This is a genomic window from Actinoplanes sp. NPDC026619, assembly GCF_040638295.1.
Taxonomy (GTDB): Bacteria; Actinomycetota; Actinomycetes; order Mycobacteriales; family Micromonosporaceae; genus Actinoplanes.
This window is the reverse complement of record NZ_JBEZYA010000007.1, coordinates 77577-100365: the sequence shown is the minus strand read 5'-3', so window position 1 is coordinate 100365 and position 22789 is coordinate 77577. Positions and strand designations below refer to the sequence as shown.

Genomic DNA, 22789 nt, shown 5'->3' with positions numbered 1-22789 from the left:
CCATTGGTCACTCGACCGTACACCGTGGGTGCCGGTCGCGACTCCGTGAGCCCGGGGGCCGGACACTTCGATGCGACCGTCCGTTCAGTACGGTTTCGTGCCAAATCCACCCATAAAGACGATTTCTGAGAAGAACCTGAGAAAGTGGTTCAGCTACGGGCGTAGACCTCGGGCTTCAGAACTCCCACGTACGGCATCTCGCGGTAGCGCTCGGCGAAGTCCAGGCCGTAACCCACGACGAACTCGTTCGGGATGTCGAAGCCGACGTACTTCACCGGCACCTGCACCTTGACCGCGTCCGGCTTGCGGAAGAGCGCCACCACCTCGACGCCGGCCGGCTGCCGCGACTGCAGGTATTTCATCAGCCAGGAGAGCGTCAGCCCGGAGTCGACGATGTCCTCGACGATCAGGACGTGCCGGCCGGCGATGTCGCGGTCCAGGTCCTTGAGGATGCGAACCACGCCGGAGGAGGTCGTCCCCTGCCCGTAGGAGGAGACCGCCATGAACTCCATCTCGGTGGACGGGCCGAACGTGCCCAGCGCCCGGGCGAAGTCGGCCATGAACATGACCGCGCCCTTCAGCACGCAGACCAGCAGAACGCCTTCGTCGGCCTCGGCGTGGTCGGCAGCGACCTGCTTCGCCAGCTCGGCGATCTTTTCCCGGATCTGCTCCTCGGAAATGATTACGTGATCGATGTCGGCGTCGTACCAGGAGCCGTCAGCCATGGGAGTAAGACTGCCGCATCGAGGTTGCCGTCCGTCGCACGGGGCAGCACTTCATGACTGCTAAACCGCACGGAAAGCCCCAGTTGACCGGTGAATCGGACACGGTGAGTGACAGTTCTCACAAGTCAATCGGGCACCCGAACGAGTTGTCCGCGCACCCGGGCCACTCGAATCCCCCCGGGAAGGTGTACGGCTCCCTGCCCGTGCCAGCCCGTGACCAGCGCATCGAGCGCCTCGACGTGCCGATGCGAGAGCGCCGACCCGGAGCAGCCGAGCGACTTGGCCCAGCCGTGCAGAACACGGGTCCGGATCGCGCGCATCATTCCGGACAAGTCCGAAACATCGAGGGTGTCTGACGAATACGCGCGCTCGGCGATCGCGTCCAGAGCCGCGCTGTCCGCGGCGATCTGCTCCGCCGAGCGCGCCAGATTCGCGACCACCGCGGGACCAAGAGCGTCGACCAGTGCCGGCAACGCCCCGCCTCGCACCCGGGAGCGAGCAAAGGCCGGATCCGAGTTGTGCGGGTCCTCCCAGGGCACAAGTCCGAGAGCGGCGCAGGCCTTGCGCGTATCGGCCCGCCCCACGTCCAGCAGCGGCCGCACGAAGATCCCACGGCGCCGGGGCATCCCGGCGAGCCCGCGCGGCCCGGCACCCCTGGCGAGCGCCAGAAGCACGGTCTCGGCCTGGTCGTCCCGGGTGTGCCCGAGGAGCACTGCGGCCGCCCCGACCCGCGCCGCCACCGCGGACAGCGCGTCATAGCGGGCGGTGCGCGCCGCCGCCTCCGGCCCGCCGGGAAGGCCGGCCACCGACACGGTGGCCACCTCGACCGGCGCGAACCCGGCCTCACGCGCCCACGTCGCGACGTCAAGCGCCCGCCGATCCGACCCCGGCTGCAGCCCGTGATCGACGGTGACCAGGCCGACCGACCCCGAGCCGACCGACCCCGAGCCGACCGACCCCGAGCCCGCCGAAGACGGGCGGGCCGATGACGCGACGAACCGGGCCGCCGCGGCCAGGGCCAGCGAATCGGCGCCACCGGAGCAGGCGACCAGGACGAGGCCCGGCGGAACAGCTCGCCGGACCGCCTGCCGCACCGCCGCGACCGACGGCGGGATCCGGGCCACTTACCCCCCGATCACCGGCTGCGACCCGTGCACCCGGGTCACCCAGGCGTCCGGGTCACCGAGCTCGTCGAGGCGGGGCAGGGTCAGCGGCGAGTCGAAGACCTTGTTGAAGCCCTCCATGCCGACCCGCTCGACCACGCCGTGCACGAACTTGCGGCCCTCCGCGTACTGCCGCATCTTGACCTCGATGCCGAGCAGCCGCCGGATCGCCTTTTCCAGGGGGTTGCCGCTCTCGCGGCGGCGGTTGAACTTGGACCGGATCGACTCGACCGAGGGGATCACCTCGGGGCCGACGCCGTCCATCACGAACTCGGCGTGCCCCTCGAGCAGCGTCATCAGCGCGGTCAGGCGATCGAGCACTGCCTTTTGCGCGGGGGTCTGCACGATGTCGATCACCGAGGCGCGGCTCTCCGGGTCGCGCAGCGCCTCGGAGAGGGTGCCGACGCCGCGGCGCAGCCGCTCGAGAATGTGTTCGCCGCCGCTCTGCGACGCGTCGGCGAACGCCTGCACCTCGCCCAGGAAATAGCCCCGCATCCAGGGCACCGCGGTGAACTGAACCCGGTGGGTGACCTCGTGCAGGCAGACCCACAGCCGGAAGTCGCGCGGGTCGGCGCCGAGCTTGCGCTCGATCTCGACGATGTTGGGCGCGTTGAGCAGCAGCTGGCCGGGGTTGCCGGAGAACACCTCGTATTGCCCCAGCACCCGGCCGGAAAGATAAGCGAGGATCGTGCCGGCCTGCACGCCGGTGACCCGGGAGCCGATCGCGTCGGCCAGGCCGCCCGGCGGCTTGTCGCCGGAGAGCCTGCTGACCAGCGGGATGATCACCTGCTTGAGCCCGGTGATGTTGACCGCGGCCCAGTCCTTGCGGTCGACCACCCGCACCGGCGGGACCTCGACCTGCGGGATCAGCCCGGTATAGGCGGACACGTGCCCAGCCGCCTCGTCGGTCAGCGCCCGCAGCTCGGACACCACCTGCATCGCGTCTTTATAGGAGACCGCGGGGCCGGATTTCGACAGCGCCCCCGCAGTCGCAGCGGCCAGATCCCAATCAACGAACTGCGCCATGAACCCACCGTACCCGCGGAAATCCAGCCCGCACTCAGGTGAAACCCTGATCAGCAACCACACAGAACCAAGCGGGCCGGCACCCGATCGAGAGCGGCTTTGGCCGGATAAGCGCTGGGTGACCCGCTCGCCATGATCGCGAAGACCAGCAGCCGCCCGTCCGCCGTGACCAGCTGCCCGGCCATCGTGTTGACCCCGCTCAAGGTCCCGGTCTTGGCCCGCACCACGCCCCGCGCGACCTGGTTCGGCTTGGGCGTCGCGAACCGTTCCTCGAGCGTCCCCGACCAGCCCGCCACCGGCAGCCCGCCGAAGATCGCGGTGAGGGCCGGCTGCTTCCCGCTCGCGGCGAGCGCCAGCAGTTGGGTGAGCAGCGCCGGACTGATCCCGTTGTGCCGCGACAGCCCGCTCCCGTCGTAGAGGTCGGCCTCGTCGCCCGGCAGCCCCAGCTCGGTCAGCTTCGCGGCGATCGCTCCGGTGGCGCCGTCGAACGTCGCCGGCTTGCCCGCGGCGATCGCCACCTGCCGCGCCAGCACGTCGGCGATGGTGTTGTCGCTCTGCTCGAGCATCCAGTCGATGACCTGCACCAGCGGCGGCGACTGCACCGCGCCCAGCTCCTTGCCGTCGGCCGGCGCCTTACCCCGGGCGACGGCCGGGACGCCGAGCATCTTCGCGAACGCCTTGCCGGCCGCCATCGCCGGATCCGGGTAGCGCGGATCCCCACCGTGCTCGTTGTGCACCGGCTTGATCCGCCCCGCGTTGGTCATCAGCGGCTGGATCCGGGCCACCTGCCCGAGCGGCGAGATGTCGTCGGACGCCCATCCGGTGGCCGTCTCCGGCCCACTGAACAGCGTCGTATCCACGATGACATTGGTCGGCGCGACCCCGGCGAGCGCCGTCTTGACCTGCGCCGCGAGCTGATCGAGCCGAGCCGCCCCGGGGAACAGCGCCGTCTTGTTCATCGACAGCGTCGGATCACCGCCGCCGACCAGCACCACTTCACCCGCGCTCCCGGCGACGGCCCGGGTGGTCAGCCGATAGGCCGGCCCGCGAACCGCCAGCACGGTGGCCGCGGTCAGCAGCTTGGTGGTCGACGCCGGCGTCGCCGGAACGTCCGCGAGCTGCTCATAGAGCACACTCCCGGTAGCCGCGTCGAGCACCGACGCATGCACCTCATTCCCGAGCGCCGCCGACTTCATCAGCGGATCGAGCGCGGCCTTGACCTTCGCCGCATCGGGCGCCGTCCCACCGGAGGACGCGGCCGCCAGCACGGCCGACGGCGTCGGATCCGGCGTCAGAGCGGCCGTCGTGGCCGGGGTGGTCGCCGCACTGAGCAGCCGATCAACCGGCCCCGGCCGAACCACGAAGACAAAAGCCACCCCAAGGATCAAAACCACCGCGACGGAGAGCAGGGCGATGAGGCTCCGCTTTTTATGGATACGGCGTTGGCCAACACCCGCCGCCTCCTCAGGGCGGCCACCGTCGCTGGTCACGGCCGCTGCGCCCGCACGGCCCGGATCCGCGTCCCGAGCCCCCGATCCAGGGTCAGCCGGCTTCGGAAGCCCCGCAAAGCCACCCGAACCAGCAGGAGCCCCCGAAGTCGCGGCGCCCTCGACCGCCGGACGCACCCCGCTCAATCCGGCCGGACCCGCCACGGCGGAAGGCCCGGCCGGGGAGGTCGGCTGCGCGGCATCCGTCGGAACCGACACCTGCCCATGAACCCCGGCCCCCGTCACCCGGGCGGGCGGCGACGCCCACGGGCCACCGGCCAGTTCCGCCCGATCGATCTGGGGCGGTTGTCCGATTTCCGACCCGCTGTTTCCCGGCACACGCGCACGTCCGGCGGGACCGGGCTGCTGCGTCGAGGGGTCCGGTCGCCGTACACCGTCGCCGGGGTTTTCGGGTTGCATTTGTTGATCTTCCGCCCGTTTTCTGCCGCCGCGCTCATCTTGCGAGGAACACTCCAGGTCACGCCGGTCGGCGCACCCCCACCGAAGCCGCACGCCATCCGCCCCGCACCGGAATCCCAGCATTCGCCGCCGCGCCGCGCCAAGTACGCAGCCGCGTATTCAGCCCCGGAACGCGGTGACGACCGGTCGGGCCGGCATTCCGTCCGGGTGGCCGATGCCGGGTATCAAAAGATCCGGAAGGGTCGCTCCGGCGGCGGACGGGTGCGTTACCGTTGCCGGAGGCATGATGCGGCTCGGGCGCGCCGTCGCGAACGGGCCCGTTGTGTGAATCTTGCCTCCCCACGCGCCCCTCCTCTTCCGTCGCGTGAGACTTAGGGGAGACTAGCGACATCCGGCACATCGTTGCGCGCGGATCCGGCAGGCATTGATTTCCTGCCGTCTTTCCCCGCGGTCGTGACCGGCACTTTTCGGTGGGCGAGTCAAGGGAGCTAATCATGGATTTCGACGTTCTGGTTGAGATCCCCAAGGGCCAGCGCAACAAGTACGAGGTGGACCACAAGACCGGCCGCATCCGGCTCGACCGGACCCTCTTCACGGCCACTCAATACCCGGCCGACTACGGCTTCATCGAGGGCACCCTCGGGCAGGACGGCGACCCGCTCGACGCCCTGGTCCTGGTGCAGGAGCCGACGTTCCCGGGCTGCCTGATCCGGGCGCGGGCGATCGGCATGTTCCGGATGAGCGACGAGAAGGGCCGCGACGACAAGGTCCTTTGCGTGCCTTTCGAGGACCCCCGCCAGGAGCACCTGCGCGACATTCACCACCTGGGCGAGTTCGACCGGATGGAGATCCAGCACTTCTTCACGGTCTACAAGGACCTGGAGCCGGGCAAGTCGGTCGAGGGCGCGACCTGGGTCGGCCGGGTCGAGGCCGAGGAAGAGATCCGGGCGTCGTTCAAGCGCGCCGAGACCGAAGAAGAGCACGAAGCACACTGACCGGTCGGTCTGCCCCCACCATTTCGGCCGATTCTGCGAAGACCCGGCCGCATCCCCACCGATTCGATTCTGCGCGGGCGGCCATTGGCCGCCCGCGTTGTCGTTCTTGACCGGCCGGGCCGATCAAGAACGAAACAAATAGGCGTCAGCCGAGACTGATGTCGCCGACCGCGTCGTAGAGACCGATCACCGCGCACGCCACCGGAATCACCGACACCACGACGAGGGTGTCGAAGAGGTCGGCGGCCCGCCCGAGGTAGGGCGACGGCGGCTTGCGTGAATACGTGGCGCCGGCGACGACCGTGACGATGGCCAGCACCACGGCGCTGCCGACGACCGCCAGCAGCGTCGTGCCGTCGGCGCGCAACATCAGGTCGACACCGAGGAAGAACAGCCCGAACAGCCCGCCGACCACCAGCGGCACCCGCTGCCGCAGCGTGACGAAGAGCCGGGAACGCAGCAGCAGCGAGGCCGCCGAGACCGCGGCCAGGATGCGCGCCGACAGCGTGCCCGGTGTGGCCAGCACCGCGAACGCGACCGCGGCCAGCACCGCGTGGCCGAGCAGCATGCCGGCCAGCAGTTCCTCGGTGCGGGTCACGGCGGCGAAGACGGTGGCCCGGTCGGGCCGTTCGCGGGCCGCGTCCAGCGAGTTGTTGGCGCCGGTGAAGCCGGCCGACGCGTCGGTGCCGGTCGGCAGGGTGACCGGCGGGGTGGGCATCTTGCCGAACCGGATGGCCAGCAGCGGCAGCGCGCCGATCCCGCAGACCAGGGCGGCGATCAGCACCGCCGCGGCGCCGGCCGCCGTGGTGAGCATGCTGACCAGCGCCGTGATCGCGCCCAGCAGCCCGACCACCACCCCGGCCGTGAACAGTCGCAGCGAGGCGGCCACGCCGACCCCGCCGAGCGCGGCGGCCAGCAGCAGCGCCACCGAGCCGGCCAGCAGTTCGGAGTCGCCGAGCCAGGGAATCGGGGTGAGCACGCCGACCCGGTCGGGCGAGCCGACCAGAATCGCGGCGCCGGCGAATGCGTACGGCATCGCGTACGCCCCGAGGGCCGCTCCGGCGCGGGCATCGCCGTACGCCCGGGAAGCCGTCACGCCGCCCAGCGCGAGGACGACCGCGGCCACGAGCCCGACGGTGGCGCCGGCGTTCCAGGCCGGACCGGCGAGCAGCAGCGCGATCAGGCCGAGCAGGAGCAACACTCCGGCGGCCGAGAGGGTGGCGGTGCGGGTCGAGGCGGGCGTCCAGGCGCTGCCGCGACGGCGGGCGCCCTCGGCGATCGCCTCGACGACGTCGTCGTATTCGAGTTCGGGCCACTCGTCGTGGGCCGGGACGAGGTGAAGAACCTCACCATCGCGTACGCCCTGGGGGAAAAGCCCTTGGGACGTCGAGAGCGCAACCCCGTCGGTGCGCCGGAGGATCCACCCGCCGTGTTTCTCGCCGTCGTCGGCGAGTCCTTCGCCGGCGTGCCGGAGCACCTCGGGCAGCAGCTCAGCCAGGGCAACGTGCTCCGGAAGCGCGACGTCGACCCGGCGGTGCGGGGCGCTGATGGTGACCCGGGCGAGACCGACGCTCACGCCATTACCTCCATGAGCGGGACTATCAACACTTCCCTATGGCTCATGACCTTTTTCCCATCGATGGTGACGAGGCTGCGGAACGAAGCGCACTTTACCTACCATGGGCGCTACGCGATGGCCGGTGAACGGCGAGCGCACGGGGAGTGACGACCTCCCCTTGTGGACGAAGGGGACATTCCAGGCATGAGCACGGTGGTGATCAAGCGGTCGGCACGCCGTCCGGCGCCGGAGATTCCGACCGGGGAGATCGCCGTCGAGCCGCCGCCGGAGATCCCGCAGAACGCGGGCGGTCGCTGGCAGCAGGCGATGATGGCGCTGCCGATGCTGGGCGGTTCAGTGGCGATGGCCATGATGATGGGGCAGGGCCGCGGCGGCGCGTACTCCTATGTGGTCGGTGGCCTGTTCGGCGTCTCCTCGATCGCGATGCTCACCACCAGCTTCGGCTCCTCCGGCTCGCCGAAGAAGGCCGAGATGATGGCCGCCCGCCGGGAATACCTCCGGCACCTCTCCGGCCTGCGCCGCCGGGTCCGGGAGACCGCCCTCATGCAGCGGGTCGGCCTGCTCTACCGGCACCCCGAACCGACCCAGCTCTGGTCCACCGCGGGCAGCCACCGGGTGTGGGAGCGACGGCCGGCCGACCCCGACTTCGGCGTCGTGCGGCTCGCGCTCGGGCCGCAGACGCTGGCCACCCCGCTGATCCCGCCGGTGACCCGGCCGCTCGACGAGCTCGAGCCGATGACCGCCGGCGCGCTGCGCCGCTTCCTGGACGCCTATTCCGTGGTGCCCGAACTGCCGGTCGCGGCCTCGCTGCGCGGCTTCGCGCGGGTCTTCCTGCGCGGCTCCGGCCCCGGCGGCGAGCCGGACGCGCGGGCCCTGACCCGGGCCGTGGTCTGCCAGCTCGCCACGTTCCACGCACCCGACGACATGATCGTGGCGATCTGCGCCGGCCCCGACCGCCGGGCCGAGTGGGAGTGGGTGAAGTGGCTCCCGCACAACCTGCACCCGTCCCGCACGGACGCGCTCGGACACGTGCGGCTCGTCGCCAGCACCGGCCCCGACCTCGAAAAACTGCTCGAAGACGTGATCGGCAACCGGCCGCGGTTCAACACCGCCGGGGTCAGCACCGGCTCACCGCACGTGGTGATCGTGCTCGACGGCATCAACCTGCAGGGCGCCACCCAGCTCGACGACGGCATCGACGGCGTGACCGTGCTCGACCTCGACGAACAACCGCCGCGCCTGCTCGACCGGTCGCTGCTGGTGCTCGAGGTGGCCCACCACGGTGGCCGGCGGGTCCTGAACACCTACGCGATGGACCACGAGGCCGAGGTGGGCACGCCCGACCGGCTCAGCGTCCCGCAGGCCGAGGCGGTCGCCCGCCGGCTGTCCCCGCTGCGGCTGGCCGCGATGTCCAAGTCGTCGGACACCCCGCTGGCCGCCGAGATGGGCCTGCCCGAGCTGCTCAACCTCGGCGACCCGGAGACGTTCAGCGTCACCCGCAGCTGGATGCCCCGGCCCAACCGCGACAAGCTGCGGGTGCCGATCGGCGTGGGCGCCGACGGCGGCCAGATCGAGCTCGACCTCAAGGAGTCCGCACAGGACGGCATGGGCCCGCACGGCCTGCTGATCGGCGCGACCGGTTCCGGCAAGTCGGAGCTGCTGCGCACGCTGGTGATGGCGCTGGCCGCGACCCACTCGTCCGAGACGCTGAACTTCGTGCTGATCGACTTCAAGGGTGGCGCCACCTTCTCCTCGCTCGACCGGCTGCCGCACACCGCCGCCGTGATCACCAACCTGGCCGACGAACTGGTGCTGGTCGACCGCATGGTGGACGCGATCGACGGCGAGCTGATCCGCCGGCAGGAGCTGCTGCGCAAGGCGGGCAACTACGCTTCGCTGCGCGATTACGAGAAGGCCCGGGCCGGCGGCGCCGCGCTGCCACCGTTGCCGTCCCTGCTGGTGATCTGTGACGAATTCTCCGAGCTGCTCAGCGCGAAGCCCGACTTCATCGACCTGTTCGTCCAGATCGGACGACTGGGCCGGTCGCTCGGCGTGCACCTGCTGCTGGCCAGCCAGCGACTCGAGGAGGGCCGGCTGCGCGGCCTCGACACCCACCTGTCCTACCGGGTCGGCCTGCGGACCTTCTCGGCGCTGGAGTCACGGGCCGTGCTCGGAGTGCCGGACGCGTACGAGCTGCCGCGCTCGCCCGGCCACGGCTACCTGAAGTTCGGCACCGAGCCGCTGATCCGCTTCAAGGCGGCGTACGTGTCCGGGCCGATGCGCAGGGCCGGCACGGGCGCCGCGGCCGGCGGCGCCGGAGCGGTGCCGCAGGTGCTCGAATACTCGACCCGCTACATCCCGGCGCCCAAGCCGCCGAAGCCGGCGCAGCCCCAGCCCGAGGAGCTCCCGGCCGGCGACAGCGTGCTCGACGTGCTGGTCGACCGCCTCAACGGCCAGGGCCCGCCGGCGCACCAGGTGTGGCTGCCGCCGCTCAACCAGTCGGTGGCGCTGGACGAACTGCTCGGCCCGGTGGTGGTCGACCCGGTTCGCGGCATGGCCTTCGCCAACCCGGAGCTGCACGGCGCCCTGCAGGTGCCGATCGCCCTGGTCGACAAGCCGCGCGAGCAGCTGCGTGACGTGGAGTGGCTGCAACTGGGCGGCCCGGCCGGCCACGTCTCCGTGGTCGGGTCCACTTTGTCCGGCAAGTCGACCGCGCTGCGCTCGATGATCTGCGGGCTGGCCCTGACCCACACCCCCGCCGAAGTGCAGATCTACTGCCTCGACTTCGGTGGCGGGTCGCTCGGCACGCTGCGCGACCTGCCGCACGTCGGCGGTGTCTCCGGCCGGCTCGACACGGTCGGCGTGCGGCGCACGATCGGCGAGATCATGACGCTGCTCAGCGAGCGGGAGGCCCGCTTCGCGTCGATGGGCATCGACTCGATGTCGTCCTACCGCCGCCGCCGGGCGAACGCCGCCGACCTGGGCGGCAACGCGGCGGACAACGACCCGTTCGGCGACGTGTTCCTGGTGGTCGACGGCTGGGCGACCCTGCGCAAGGAATACGAGGAGCTCGAGGGCGTCATCACCGACATCGCCACCCGCGGCCTGTCGTACGGCATTCACGTGGTCGCCGCGACCTCGCGGTGGATGGACTTCCGCCCGGCGATCCGCGACCTGTTCGGCTCCCGGGTGGAGCTGCGCCTGGGCGACCCCAGCGACTCGGTGGTCAACCGCCGGGCCGCGATGGCCGTGCCGGAGAAGGCAGGCCGTGGCATCACCGACCACCCCACCGACAAGAACAAGTTCCTGCACCTGCTGACCGTCCGGCCCGAGCTGAGCACCATGGCCGACACCAACGCGCTGGTGAAGGCGATCGCCACCAACTGGCACGGCCCGCTCGCCCCGCGGGTGCGGATGCTGCCCGCCTCGGTGCCGTACGCCGAGATGGATCTCAACCGCAGCAGCGGTCTGCGGCTGCCGATCGGCATCTCCGAGGCTGATCTGCAGCAGGTCGAGCTCGACTTCGCGACCGAGCCGCACTTCCTGCTCTTCGGCGACGCCGAGTGCGGCAAGACCTCGTTCCTGCGGTCCCTGGCCACCACGGTGATCCGGCGGTTCGCACCGGACGAGGCCCGGATCATCCTGGTCGACTACCGCCGCGGCCTGATGGACCTGCCCGAGTCCGAACACCGCATCGGATACGGCATCCAGGCGCAGAAGACGCTGGAGCTGATGCAGTCGGTGGCCGGGTACATGGAACGCCGCCTGCCCGGCCCCGACGTCACCGCCCAGCAACTACGCGACCGCTCGTGGTGGACCGGCCCGGAATTGTTTGTGCTGGTCGACGACTACGACCTGGTCGTCGCCGGGCCGACGAACCCGCTGTCGCCGCTGCTGGAATACATCGCTCAGGCCCGCGACATCGGCCTGCACCTGGTGATCACCCGGCGGGCCGGCGGCGCGAGCCGGTCCATGTTCGATCCGGTGATCCAGCCGTTGCGGGAGCTCTCGGCGCCGGGCCTGGTGATGTCCGGTCCGTCCGATGAGGGCCCGTTGATCGGCGCCGTCCGGCCGGCCCTGATGCCGCCGGGCCGTGGCCGCCTCATCACGCGCCGTGAGGGCGTACGCCTCGTGCAGCTGGCACACCTCCCGCCGTACGCGTAGAAGCGACGGATTTAACAGACTCGCAGTGCGATATGGATCGACCGACCCCACCAACACGACGAGGTTTCGGAGTAATCTGCATCGACCATCCGGGATTGGAATGGCGATGAGTGCTGCGAGCGTGAGTCCCTGGCCCGCAAGGGCGCGATGGTGCGCACCTGTCGGCGGTGCCCGTTGCTGACTCCACGCCGTCCCGGGGCCGTTCTGGTCGCGGCCGCGCTCGCCGGCTTCGTCGGGCTGAGCACCCCGGCCGCCCCGGCGCTGGCAACGCCGCCCCCGGTCGCCGAGCCGGCCAATCCACTGGTCGGCGACCAGGTTCGCGACGACCAGTGGTATCTGAAAACGCTCGACGTGGCCGGCGCATGGACGTACGCGAACGGCACCGGCGTCACCGTCGCCGTCATCGACTCCGGGGTCGACTCCACCCACCCCGATCTGCAGGGTCAGGTGCTACCCGGCCTCGACCTGGTCGACCCGAAGGGCAACGGCGACGCCGACCTCGTCGGGCACGGCACCACCGTCTCGGCGATCATCGCGGGCCGCGGCGACGACACCGCCGGCATCATCGGCATCGCGCCCAAGGCGAAGATCCTGCCGGTCCGGGTCCTGGACGAGGAAAACCGGTACAGCGACGCGATCATCGTGGCCAAGGGCGTCCGCTGGGCGGTCGACCACGGCGCCAAGGTGATCAACCTGTCGCTCGGCGGCAACGGCAGCAGCGCCACCCTGGCCGCGGCGATCGACTACGCGTTCGCCAAGGACGTCGTCGTGGTCGCCTGCACCGGCAACACCAGCGCGTCATCGGACACCGAGGTGTGGTACCCGGCTCGTGAGCCCGGCGTGATCGCGGTGGCCGGCATGGAGAAGGACGCCAACACCCTCTGGTCCGGCTCGATCACCGGCAAGGAGACCGTGGTGACCGCTCCGGCCACCCAGCTGGTCGGCGCCCGAGCCGGCGGCGAGTATTGGAAGGTGCAGGGCACCAGCTTCGCGTCGCCGATGGTGGCCGGCACGGCCGCGCTGATCCGGTCCCGCTGGCCCGACATGCCGGCCGGTGAGGTGATCAACCGGATCATCCGCACCGCCAAGGACCTCGGCCCGACCGGGCGCGACGCCACCTTCGGCTTCGGCGAGATCAACCCGACCGGCGCGCTGACCGCCAACGTCCCGGCCATCTTCGAGAACCCGCTGGACACGACCCCGTCGCCGGGCGTCGCCCGGTTCGGCAGCGCTCCGGTGCCGGGTCAGGCCCAGTCCGCGCCCGATGCCTGGGGCACTCCGTCGGAGCGCGCCGTGGCCGCCGGTCAGGCCGCCGCGCCGATCGCGGCCCCGCCGGCGCCGAAGCAGCGCGCCTGGTGGTTAGCCGGTCTGCTGTTCCTGATCTCGGCGATCGCGGCAACGCTGACCGTGCGCCGCTTTGCCCACACCACCTGAGCTCAGGCGCAGTCGGCGGTCGAGACCCCGCGGGTGCGGTTGAGGCCCGAAGTGGCGACCGGGGCCGCTTCCTTGGCCGTGAGGGCGAAGCCGGTGTTCTTGTCGTCGGCCGCCGCCGCGAAGATCACGCCGAGCACCTGGCCGTTCGGGTTGATCAGTGGCCCGCCCGAGTTGCCGCTGCGGACCAGCGACCGGATCGTGTAGATCTCGCGGGTCACGTCGCCGGAGTCGTAGATGTCCGGGCCGGTGATGTTGCCGACGTCGCTGACCCGGGCGGACTGCGCATCGTACGGACCGTCCTGGGGATAGCCGAGGACGATCGCGCTGTTGCCGCTGGCCGCTTCCTTGGTCACGAACGGCATGATCGGGGCGCGCAGGCCGGGCACGTAGATCACCGCCAGGTCGCGCTCCGGGTCGTACACCACGACCTTGCCCTCCAAGGTGTCGCCGTTCGCCTCGACCTTGACCGAACGGGTGCCGGCCACGACGTGCGCGTTGGTCATCACCCGCTCGGTGGAGTAGACGAAACCGGACCCCTCGATGCGCCGCGAGCAGCTCGGCGCGGTGCCCAGCACCTTGATCACCGAGCTCTGCGATTTCTGGACGATCTGCGAGTTCTTGAGCTTCGGGTCGGGCGCCGCGACATTTTTGGTCTTGGTCGGCGCGAGGCCGCCGAAGACGTCCGGGAAGCCGTTGGTGTCGAGCGTGTTGCGCAGCGCCGAGGACAGCGCCTCGGCCTGGTCGGGCAGCAGACCGTCGAGGCCGCGCAGGATGGCGCTGTTGCGGACCTGCCCGTTGAGACCCTCGAACGGGGTGGACCCGAGCGGCACCGCGATCAGCGACGCCACCAGCAGCACGGCCAGCAGCGAGATCACCGCGCCACCGGCGTCGTCGACGCGCTGCAGCGGCTTGCTGGAGATCTGCCGGCGCAGGTGGGTGCCGAGCCAGCCGGCCAGGGTCTGGCCGAGCACCGCCAGCGCAAAGATCGTGCCGAGGGAGACCACGAGGCGAGCGGTCGGGTCGGCGAAGTTTTCCGCGATCAGCGGGCCGATCTGGAGGCCGATCAGCACACCGCTGAAGAATCCGCCGAAAGAGAGCGCGCCCACCACGAAGCCCTGGCGATAGCCGCTGATCGCGAAGACCAGCATGAGCACGATCAGGATGGCGTCGACCACGGGCACCCACTCAGCGTAGAGACGGCGGGCCAGTGCACGATCATGGCAGAACCTCGTCGGGAGCGCCGCCCCGCGCGGCCGGCACCGGGGCGGATGCGTCCGGCAACTCCACTATGCGACCCGGCTGCCACGGCCGCGACCAGCCACCCATGTCGAGCAATGCCGAAATCACCCCTGCCGTGAAGCCCCAGACGAGCAACCCGCGAACCTGGAACGCCGGGCCGACCCAGCCACTGGGATGTCGCACCCGGATACGGTTCTCCGGGTCGACGAGTTCACTGATCGGTAACCGCGCGACGTGCGCCACCTCGGCCGGCTGCCGGGGGCTCACCGGGTGCGGGTGCCGCCACCAGGCCAGCACCGGGGTGACCACGAACGAGCTGACCGGGATGTAGAGGTCGGGCAGCAGCGCCAGGGCCGCGGCGCTGGCCGGCTCGAGACCGACCTCCTCCTGCGCCTCGCGCATCGCGGTGGCGACCGCGTCGGCATCCTCGGGGTCGGTGCCGCCGCCCGGGAAGGCCGGCTGGCCGGCGTGGTTGCGCATGGTTGCCGCGCGTTGCAGCACGAGCAGATCGGGGTTGCCCGGCTCACTCTCGCCGAGCAGCACCAGGACCGCGCTGGGCCGACCGCCGCCGACCGGCGGCCGCAGAGCGGTGAAGTCTTCGGTGCTGCAGGTGCTCACCCGGCTCAGCAGCGGCTCGAACCAGGACGGCAGGTCGTCGGGCCGCGACAGCAACCGGCCGCGACTCATAGCGGAACCGCCACTCCGGTGTGCTCCTTGACCAATGCGGTGAGCTTGGCCGCGTCGAGCGGCAGCTTGTTGACGAACACCTTGCCCGAGGCGTCCAGGAAGATGGTCACCGGCAGGTTGATGCCACCGACCGCGTTGACCAGTTTCTTGTCCTCGTCGAACAGGGACGGCATCGTCACGCCCTTGTCGGCGGCGAACGACGCGCCCGCCTCCCGCCCGTCGCCGGTGTCGACGCCGAGCACGGTGAGCTTGTCGCCGGCCGTGTGGGCCAGCTGCTGCATGACCGGCAGCTCGCGGCGGCACGGCTCGCACCAGGACGCCCAGAGGTTGATCACGGCGGGCCCCCGCAGCGAGCGCAGCGCGACCTTCTCCTTGCCGGTGAAGCAGGGCAGCTCGAGGTCGGGCAACGCGTTCGACGCGGTGGACGAGGTCAGTGCGGTGCACGCGGCGAACGGCGAGGGCGTCTCGGCGGACTTGGCCTCGGCGGTGCAGCCGCCTGATAACAGGGGCAGGACGGCCAGCAGGGGCAGGACGGCGGACAGGTAGAAAAGCCGTCTCACGGCGCCTCCGGCGCGAGAACCGCCGCCGCCGGGACCAGGTCGGGGTCGACGCCGGCGGCGATCGCCAGCTCCCGGGCGCGCGGGCCCTTGAGCAGCTTGGCCGCGGCGGCCGCCTCGGTCGGGCCGGTGCCGTAGGACGGGCACATCGCGGCGAGCGTGCAGGCGCCGCAGGCCGGCTTGCGCGCGTGACAGACCCGCCGGCCGTGGAAGATCACCCGGTGCGACAGCATCGTCCAGTCGCGCTTCTCGATCAGCTCGGCGACCTGAAACTCGATCTTGACCGGGTCTTCCTCCTGCACCCAGCCGAAGCGGTTGGTCAGCCGGCGGAAGTGGGTGTCGACGGTGATGCCGGGAACGTCGAACGCGTTACCGAGGATCACGTTGGCCGTCTTGCGCCCGATGCCGGGCAGGGCGACCAGCTCGTCGAGCTTGGCCGGCAGCACCCCGTCGTATTTCTCCACGAGGGCCTGGCCGAGCTTGATCAGCGAATCGGTCTTGGCCCGGAAGAAGCCGGTCGGGCGGAGCAGCTCCTCCATCTCGGCGCGGTCGGCCGCGGCGTAGTCGGCCGCCGTGAGGTAGCGCTTGAACAGCGTCGGCGTGACCAGGTTGACCCGCACGTCGGTGGTCTGCGCGGACAGGATCGTGGCGACCGCCAGCTCGAGCGGATTGGTGAAGTCGAGCTCGCAATGCGCATCAGGATGCGTCTCGGCGAGGACCTTGGCCATCTTGCGGGCGCGTCGCTTGCGCCCGATCGGCGTCTCCCCCGCGAACCGCTTGATCGATCGCCCCACCAGAGTCACCGGTAAAGAGTACGTCGTGGGTACGACAGGTTTCGGTCACGCCGGCGGGCGGATCGAGCCGTCCTTGCCGATCACCGCCGCGGTGTCGCCGAAGTCGTCCTCGCTGAGCTGGGCCACGAGCTTGCGGCCCTGTTCCTGTGAAGAGTCCCGGGTCGGGAGGCCGACAGAGTTCATGTACGTCGAAAGGAACTCCCCGCCCCCGTAGGCGCCGTCCGGGGTCAGCTTGACGCGCAGGATCCCGCCATACTTCAGCACGCCGGAGCTGGAGAGCGTCTTCCCGCCGCCGGCGAAGTTGCCGAGGCTGTAGGCGATCAGCTTGCCCTTATAGAACTCCATACCGCGCAGCACGTGCGGGCTGTGCCCGACGACCAGATCGGCCCCGGCGTCGATGACCGCGTGACTGAACTTGATCGGGTCGCCCCGGTTCTCCCCGTGGAACAGCTCGCTGCCCGGCTTGACGTGCTGCATGCCGGCCCCCTCGGCGCCCATGTGCACCTGCACGACGACCAGATCGGCCTGCTGCTTGGCCTGTTTGATGACGGCCCGCGAGTGGTCGAGGTCGTTGAGGTTGTTGGCTCCGGCGTACCCGGAGAAGCCGACCACCGCGACCTTGATCCCCTTGGCCTCGACGACGGTGATCTCATCGGTGTTGCCGGTGTATTTGAGGCCGGCGTCGTCGAGGGCGGCGCGGGTGTTGCGCGCGCCGTCGGTGCCGAAGTCCTTGGTGTGGTTGTTCGCGAGGTTCATCAGCTCGAACCCGGCGTCCTTGAGGTGCTTGGCGTAGGACGGCGGGGAGCGGAAGGCGAAGCAGTTGGGCGTCGGCGGCGATCCGCACTTGGAGGCGCCGGTGTCGTTGGTGAGCGGCTGCTCGAGGTTGCCCATCACGAGGTCGGACTTCAGGCCGTCCCGAACCGAGTTGAAGAAGCCGTCGCCGTCATTCGGCGGCATCCGGCTGGGCGCGTTGCTCATCATGATGTCGCCGGTGGCGGAAAGCGTGATGGTGTCGAGCGGCGCCGATTCGGTTCTAGCGGGTTTCGCCGAAGTCGCGGCTTTTGTCGAACCGGCGACCGGCTGTTGCCATTGCGGTTTCCGAGTGCCCACATTATTCGCAAAGGCGACAGTTCCGGCACCGACACCGACCAGTGCCGCCAGGACAATCGTGATTGTGAGGACAGGACGTCCGAAAAGGCCCGTCCGCGCTGCAGGGGGCTGGGAATTCATCGACGGCGACGATACCTTCAGGTAGCAACGCGGACGACCCGACGAAAGGCCCGTAACGCTCCGTCCAAGGGAACGAAAAACACGGCCCGTCACGGTCGGATTGGTTACCCTGCGGTATCTGGATCAAGGGGTGCCTGCCCGATTCCCGCCCGCGTGCGCCTAGACTGATCGAGCGCAGGCGTTGCGCGTGTTCGGAGGTGCGGCAGATGGATGAGGTGCTGGCGCGGAGCGGGATCTTCCAGGGCGTGGACCCGGAAGCCGCCGAGGCGCTCGCCAAGGAGATGGACACGGTCGAGGTCCGCAAGGGCGACGTCCTGTTCAACGAGGGCGAGGCCGGTGACAGCCTGTACATCGTGCTGTCCGGCAAGATCAAGCTCGGCCGTCGAGCCGCGGACGGCCGGCAGAACCTGGTTTCGATCATGGGCCCGTCCGACATGGTCGGCGAGCTCTCGCTGTTCGACCCGGGCCCGCGCACGGCCACCGCGACCGCGGTGACCGATGCCCGGCTGGCCCGGCTCAAGAAGACGTCGCTGCGCCCGTGGCTCAACAACCGTCCGGAGATCGCCGAGCAGCTCCTGCGCGTGCTCGCCCGCCGGCTGCGTCGCACCAACGACGCGCTGGCCGACCTGATCTTCACCGACGTGCCCGGCCGCGTGGCGAAGAACCTGCTGCAGATGGCCGGCCGCTTCGGCACCCGGGACGGCGGTGTGTTGCGCGTCACTCACGACCTCACGCAGGAAGAGCTGGCCCAGCTGGTCGGCGCCTCCCGCGAGACGGTGAACAAAGCGCTGGCCGACTTCGCCTCCCGCGCCTGGCTGCGCCTGGACGGCAAGAGCGTGATCATCCTGGACCCCGAGCGCCTCGCGCGTCGCGCTCGCGTCTGATCTAGATATAGGGCGTTTGCGGGCAAAGCCCCGCAAACGCCCTTATTACCCCTGAAAAGGGTACAAAGCCGCCGCATTCAGATCCGTGTCGCACCCGCTCGGCCACTCGTTACGGAGGTGGTCGAGAGGCACCGGCGAACACGAGAGGGCGCGGCTTTGAACACAGGGGTACAGCGCAACGGGGTCCCGTCGTGACCGTGCTCGACACGGCGATCGACCCGCGCACCCCTGCCTACCTGGAGAACCGCGGCGTCGCCCTGGAACGGCTCGGCAAGCTGGAGACGGCGTTCGACGCCGCGCGGGCCGGTGGCGGTGAGAAGGCCGTGACCCGGCACCACGCGCGCGGCAAGCTGCTTCCCCGGGAACGCGTCGAAATGCTGCTCGACCAGGACAGCCCGTTCCTGGAGTTGTCTCCGGCGGCAGCCTGGGGCACCGAGTTCGCGGTCGGCGCCGGCGTGGTCACCGGCATCGGCGTGGTCGAGGGCGTCGAATGCATGATCGTCGCGACCGACCCGACCCTGCCGCGCAACCCGGTCGACCCGTACCCGGTCGAGAAGATCCGCCGGGCCGCCCGGATCGCCGCCACCAACCGCCTGCCCCTGGTCGGCCTGGTCGAATCGGCCGCCGAGGCCCCGGCGGGCGGGCCTCCCCCCGGTGGTGGCCTGGCCCGCGACCTGGGCCGGCTGGCCACCGACCGGGTGCCCACGTTCTGCGTGGTCTTCGGCCCGGTCAGCGGTGAGGCCGCCTACCTGCCCGAGCTCTCCGACTACACGATCATGGTCCGGATCATGGGTGGCGGCGCCGGCCCGGCCGACCAACTGGCCGAGGACGAGCGGGACGGCCTGCGGCTGGCCCGTCAGTGCGTCCGCCGGCTCAACTGGCGCAAGCGTGGCCCGCTGCCACGCACCTTCCCGCCCGCGCCACCGAAGTACGACCCCGGGGACCTGCTCTCCATCGCCGGCATCGAGAAGCCCGACATCGACCCGCGCGAGATCCTCGCCCGGATCCTGGACGGCAGCGACTTCGACGAGTTCATGCCCGACCTCGGCACCGCCCTGGTGGCCGGCTGGGGCGAGCTGCACGGTTATCCGGTAGGGGTGCTGGCCGGCACCGGCGCGCCGCACACCACGGTCGAGACGCAGAAGGCCGTGCACTTCATCCAGCTCGCCAACACCACCGACACCGCCCTGGTGTTTCTGACCGCCCAGTTCGGCCCGGCCGAGATCGAGGCGCTGGCGCACTCCGCCGTGCCGCATCTCGCGCTCGGCACCGGCCGGGCCGGCGATCCACGTTTCGTGTTCAGCTGGCCGGCCGATGAGCCGGCCGGCCGTGATGACGACGGTGTCATCGACCCCCGCGACACCCGTACCGTCCTCGGACTCTGCCTCTCCGCCGTGCACAGCGCGGTCGTCGAGGGCGCCGGGCACGTCGGCGTGTTCCGTTCCGGAAAGGTAGACCAGTGATCCGACGTCTCTTGGTGGCAGATCGAGGGGAGATCGCCCGCCGGGTGTTCGCCACCTGCCGCCTGGTCGGTATCGAGACGGTCGCCGTCTATTCCGATGCCGACTCCGACGCGCCGCACGTCGGTGAGGCGGACTACGGGGTCCGGCTGGACGGTGGCACACCGGCCGCCGCGTACCTTCGTGGCGATCTGATCATCACGGCCGCCCAGCGGACCGGTGCGAACGCCATCCACCCCGGTAACGGCCCGCTGGCCGAGGACCCGGAGTTCGCGGCCGCGGTCGTCGACGCCGGGATGATCTGGGTGGGCGCGCCGGCCAAGACGCTCGCCACGCTGCACAGCAAGAGCGAGACCAAGGCTCTCGTCGCCGAGGCCCGGGTGCCGGTGCTGCCGACCTGGACCGACCCGGCAAAGGTGCCCGAATTTCCGGTGCTGATCAAGCCGGACTGCGGCAGCGGCGGCGCCGGCATGCGGGTCGTCCGGGACGCCACCACGCTGGCCGAGGCGGTCGCCTCGACCCGGCGCGAGGTCGGCTGCGACGTCTACTGCGAGCCGTACGTCGAGGACGTCCGGCACATCGAGATCCCGATCCTGGCCGACGAGCACGGCTCGATCATCCCGTTCGGCGAGCGCGAGTGCTCGGTGCAACGTCGCTACCAGCAGATCATCGAGGAGACCCCGTCCCCGGCGGTCGACCCCGGTCTGCGCGAAGAGCTGTGCCGCGCCGCGATCGTCGCGGTCCGGGCGATCGGGTACGTGGGCGCCGGCGCCGTCGAGTTCCTGCTCGATCCGGACGGCGACTTCTGGTTCCTCGAGCTCACCCCGACCCTGCAGGCCGAGCACGCGGTCACCGAGTGCGTCTCCGGCTACGACCTGGTCCGGTTGCAGCTGCTGGTGGCCGAGGGCGGCGTCCTGCCGATGCCCGGTCCGCCGCCGATCCGCGGGCACGCCATCGAGGTGCGCATCTGTGCCGAGGATCCGGCGTACGCCTGGTTGCCCGCCTCCGGCACGCTGCACCGCTTCTTCGTCCCCGACGTGGCCGGCGTGTTCCGCCCGCTGCCCGCGCCCGGCCTGCGCCTGGACGCCGGGGTCGAGGACGGCTCGGTCGTCGGCGTGCACCCGGACCCGACGCTGGCCAAGCTGATCGCCTGGGCGCCGACCCGGCAGGAGGCGGCCCGGATGCTCGCGTCCGCGCTGACCCGCACCCAGCTGCACGGCGTGGCGACCAACCGGGACCTGCTGGTCCGGGTGCTGCGGCACCATTCGTTCCGGGCCGGCGAACTGGACACCAACTTCCTCGACCGGCGGCCCGAGGTGTTCGCGCCGCTGTTGTCCGCGGTCGACGCCGTACGCATCTCGTGTCTGGCCGCCGCCCTCGCCGGAGCGGCCGATCGGCGCGCGACCGCCGCCGTGCTCGCGTCGTTGCCGTCCGGCTGGCGCAACGTGCCGTCGGGCTCGCAGACCGCGGTGTACCGGGGCCCGGCCGGCCCGGTCGAGGTGGGCTACCGGATGAACCGGCACGGCGAGCTGGCCGGCTGGTGGGTGCGCGCCGTCGACCCGGAGGAGCTGGACCTGGCCGGGCTCGGGCAGGCGCCGGTGCTGGACGACCACCCGCGGACCGTGGTGATCGAGACCGGCAACGAGCGGGTGGTGCTGGATGTCAACGGCATCCGGCTGACCTTCAACGTGCACCGGGTCGGCGAGGTGTCCTACGTCGACAGCCCGGAGGGTTCGGTCGCGCTGCGCGAGCTGTCCCGCTTCCCGCTGCCGGCCCCGGAGGCGGCCGAGGGCTCGCTGATCGCCCCGCTGCCGGGCGCGGTCCGCCGGGTGCTGGTGGTGCCCGGTCAGCGGGTGCGGGCCGGGGAGCTGCTTCTCACCCTGGAGGCGATGAAGCTGGAGCACCCGGTGCACGCGCCGAGCGCGGGCGTGGTGGCCTCGCTGCCGGTGCACCCCGGCGCCGAGGTGGACACCGGAGAGTTGCTAGCGGTGCTCGATCCCGAGTAGGCCGAAGAACCACCGCTTCTTCGACTGTTTGAGCTGGTGGCGCACCGTGGGAGTGTCGTCGCTGCCGCCGTAGCGGGGCGGTGGCACCCACGGCCCCGCCGGCCGGCTGTCGTCCAGGTCGACCTTGGTGAGCAGGGCGACCAACTGCTCGGCGGTGGGCCGCGACGCCGGGTCGTTGTCCATGCCGTACCGCAGGACCTGGGTCATCTCCGGTGGCACGCCCGGCAGGTCGGGGATCGGCCGGTGGAAGAGGTCCATCAGGGTGATCAGGCTGGGGCTGCGGTCGGTGTCCCAGCGCGGCGGATGGCCGCGCATCACCGCATAGAGCGTGGCGCACAGCGCGTAGACGTCGACCGACGGGGACGGGCTGTCGTGGCGGAACGACTCGGGCGGAGCGTACGCCGGGGTGAGCACCTCGAGGTTGACCGACGAGTCGCGCATCTCGCCCAGCACGGCCAGGCCGAAGTCGGCGAGGACAGCCGAGTTGAAGTGCGAGTAGAGGATGTTGGCCGGCTTCACGTCGCGGTGCAGCACCCCGTTGGCGTGCGAGTGCACCAGCGCGTCGGCGATCTTGATGCCGAGGTCGCGGGCCTCGGTCGCGCCCAGCGGGGAGACGCGCATGCGATCGAGGTATGACCCGTCGCACAGCTCCATGATCAGGTAGGGGTGCTGGTCGACGGTGACGCCCACGTCGAACAGGTCGACCACGTGTGGATGCGACGACATCTTGCCCGCCGCCCGCGCCTCGCGCAGGAATCGGGCCTGGTCACGGTTGCTTTCCAGCCGCCGATTTTCCATCTTGATGGCGACCTCGCGGCCGACCGAATCCTGGGTGGCGCGATAGACGGTCGCATGCCCCCCACGAGCCATAACCGATAAACCCGACATGCCAGGCACGTACGGGGTAGGCAGTCGTCCTGGCGGGGTCTCCGTCATTCC

Annotated in this window: 17 protein-coding genes; 6 read left to right on the top strand and 11 right to left on the bottom strand. The window is 70.6% G+C overall.

What is annotated here, in order from left to right:
* Nucleotides 1–149: 149 nt before the first annotated feature.
* From hpt to dacB, 4 genes are all read right to left on the bottom strand, one after another.
* Complete coding sequence (gene hpt / locus AB0E90_RS17350) at nt 150–725, bottom strand: hypoxanthine phosphoribosyltransferase (RefSeq protein WP_360405773.1); 576 nt, start codon at nt 723–725, stop codon at nt 150–152.
* Nucleotides 726–850: 125 nt separating this feature from the next.
* Nucleotides 851–1849: a tRNA lysidine(34) synthetase TilS gene (tilS, locus tag AB0E90_RS17345; RefSeq protein ID WP_360405770.1), complete on the bottom strand. Its 999-nt coding sequence runs from the start codon at nt 1847–1849 to the stop codon at nt 851–853.
* The gene (locus AB0E90_RS17340; protein WP_360405767.1) at nt 1850–2914 is read right to left on the bottom strand and encodes a zinc-dependent metalloprotease; all 1065 of its coding nucleotides are present in this window, start codon (nt 2912–2914) and stop codon (nt 1850–1852) included.
* Between the two features lie 50 nt (nt 2915–2964).
* A complete protein-coding gene (dacB, locus tag AB0E90_RS17335) occupies nt 2965–4290 on the bottom strand; it encodes a D-alanyl-D-alanine carboxypeptidase/D-alanyl-D-alanine-endopeptidase (protein WP_360405765.1) in 1326 nt (441 codons plus the stop codon).
* Between the two features lie 1025 nt (nt 4291–5315).
* Here dacB and AB0E90_RS17330 point away from each other — a divergent pair.
* Nucleotides 5316–5816, top strand: a complete 501-nt coding sequence (locus AB0E90_RS17330; protein ID WP_360405762.1) for an inorganic diphosphatase — start codon at nt 5316–5318, stop codon at nt 5814–5816.
* Between the two features lie 145 nt (nt 5817–5961).
* On the opposite strand, the gene eccD is transcribed toward AB0E90_RS17330, so the two are convergent.
* Entirely contained in the window at nt 5962–7392 is a 1431-nt protein-coding gene (eccD, locus tag AB0E90_RS17325; protein ID WP_360405759.1) for a type VII secretion integral membrane protein EccD, read from the bottom strand.
* Between the two features lie 186 nt (nt 7393–7578).
* Between eccD and eccCa the strand changes: the two genes are divergently transcribed.
* Both eccCa and mycP read left to right on the top strand, forming a co-directional pair.
* Nucleotides 7579–11559 (top strand): type VII secretion protein EccCa, encoded by a 3981-nt coding sequence (gene eccCa, locus AB0E90_RS17320; RefSeq protein WP_360405756.1) that lies wholly within the window; start codon nt 7579–7581, stop codon nt 11557–11559.
* Between the two features lie 261 nt (nt 11560–11820).
* Nucleotides 11821–12993, top strand: a complete 1173-nt coding sequence (gene mycP, locus AB0E90_RS17315; RefSeq protein ID WP_360406550.1) for a type VII secretion-associated serine protease mycosin — start codon at nt 11821–11823, stop codon at nt 12991–12993.
* A gap of 2 nt (nt 12994–12995) precedes the next feature.
* On the opposite strand, the gene AB0E90_RS17310 is transcribed toward mycP, so the two are convergent.
* From AB0E90_RS17310 to AB0E90_RS17290, 5 genes are read right to left on the bottom strand one after another with little or no spacing between them, the layout of a single operon-like run.
* Entirely contained in the window at nt 12996–14174 is a 1179-nt protein-coding gene (locus AB0E90_RS17310; RefSeq protein WP_360405753.1) for a MarP family serine protease, read from the bottom strand.
* A 34-nt stretch (nt 14175–14208) separates the two neighbouring features.
* Nucleotides 14209–14919, bottom strand: coding sequence for a CoA pyrophosphatase (locus tag AB0E90_RS17305; protein ID WP_360405750.1), 711 nt, complete (start codon nt 14917–14919; stop codon nt 14209–14211).
* Nucleotides 14916–15479: a TlpA disulfide reductase family protein gene (locus AB0E90_RS17300; protein ID WP_360405747.1), complete on the bottom strand. Its 564-nt coding sequence runs from the start codon at nt 15477–15479 to the stop codon at nt 14916–14918. The genes AB0E90_RS17305 and AB0E90_RS17300 overlap by 4 nt, the downstream gene beginning before the upstream one ends.
* Nucleotides 15476–16258, bottom strand: a complete 783-nt coding sequence (gene nth, locus AB0E90_RS17295; RefSeq protein ID WP_360406547.1) for an endonuclease III — start codon at nt 16256–16258, stop codon at nt 15476–15478. Before nth ends, AB0E90_RS17300 begins: the two co-directional genes overlap by 4 nt.
* A gap of 57 nt (nt 16259–16315) precedes the next feature.
* Nucleotides 16316–17500, bottom strand: coding sequence for a CapA family protein (locus AB0E90_RS17290; RefSeq protein WP_360405744.1), 1185 nt, complete (start codon nt 17498–17500; stop codon nt 16316–16318).
* Nucleotides 17501–17706: 206 nt separating this feature from the next.
* Here AB0E90_RS17290 and AB0E90_RS17285 point away from each other — a divergent pair, with 206 nt between their 5' ends.
* From AB0E90_RS17285 to AB0E90_RS17275, 3 genes are all read left to right on the top strand, one after another.
* The gene (locus tag AB0E90_RS17285) at nt 17707–18384 is read left to right on the top strand and encodes a Crp/Fnr family transcriptional regulator (protein WP_020515203.1); all 678 of its coding nucleotides are present in this window, start codon (nt 17707–17709) and stop codon (nt 18382–18384) included.
* A 191-nt stretch (nt 18385–18575) separates the two neighbouring features.
* Nucleotides 18576–19847, top strand: coding sequence for a carboxyl transferase domain-containing protein (locus AB0E90_RS17280; protein ID WP_360405741.1), 1272 nt, complete (start codon nt 18576–18578; stop codon nt 19845–19847).
* Nucleotides 19844–21850: a biotin carboxylase N-terminal domain-containing protein gene (locus AB0E90_RS17275; RefSeq protein WP_360405738.1), complete on the top strand. Its 2007-nt coding sequence runs from the start codon at nt 19844–19846 to the stop codon at nt 21848–21850. Before AB0E90_RS17280 ends, AB0E90_RS17275 begins: the two co-directional genes overlap by 4 nt.
* On the opposite strand, the gene AB0E90_RS17270 is transcribed toward AB0E90_RS17275, so the two are convergent.
* Nucleotides 21827–22786: a serine/threonine-protein kinase gene (locus tag AB0E90_RS17270; RefSeq protein ID WP_360405735.1), complete on the bottom strand. Its 960-nt coding sequence runs from the start codon at nt 22784–22786 to the stop codon at nt 21827–21829. The two genes, AB0E90_RS17275 and AB0E90_RS17270, sit on opposite strands and share 24 nt — an antisense overlap.
* Nucleotides 22787–22789 lie beyond the last annotated feature (3 nt).

Excerpts from the sequence above, each read along its gene's own strand:
- hpt (WP_360405773.1), bottom strand. The coding sequence starts at position 725 with ATGGCTGACGGCTCCTGGTACGACGCCGACATCGATCACGTAATCATT.
- AB0E90_RS17340 (WP_360405767.1), bottom strand. The coding sequence starts at position 2,914 with ATGGCGCAGTTCGTTGATTGGGATCTGGCCGCTGCGACTGCGGGGGCG.
- AB0E90_RS17330 (WP_360405762.1), top strand. The coding sequence starts at position 5,316 with ATGGATTTCGACGTTCTGGTTGAGATCCCCAAGGGCCAGCGCAACAAG.
- eccCa (WP_360405756.1), top strand. The coding sequence starts at position 7,579 with ATGAGCACGGTGGTGATCAAGCGGTCGGCACGCCGTCCGGCGCCGGAG.
- AB0E90_RS17305 (WP_360405750.1), bottom strand. The coding sequence starts at position 14,919 with ATGAGTCGCGGCCGGTTGCTGTCGCGGCCCGACGACCTGCCGTCCTGG.
- AB0E90_RS17290 (WP_360405744.1), bottom strand. The coding sequence starts at position 17,500 with ATGAATTCCCAGCCCCCTGCAGCGCGGACGGGCCTTTTCGGACGTCCT.
- AB0E90_RS17285 (WP_020515203.1), top strand. The coding sequence starts at position 17,707 with ATGGATGAGGTGCTGGCGCGGAGCGGGATCTTCCAGGGCGTGGACCCG.
- AB0E90_RS17270 (WP_360405735.1), bottom strand. The coding sequence starts at position 22,786 with ATGACGGAGACCCCGCCAGGACGACTGCCTACCCCGTACGTGCCTGGC.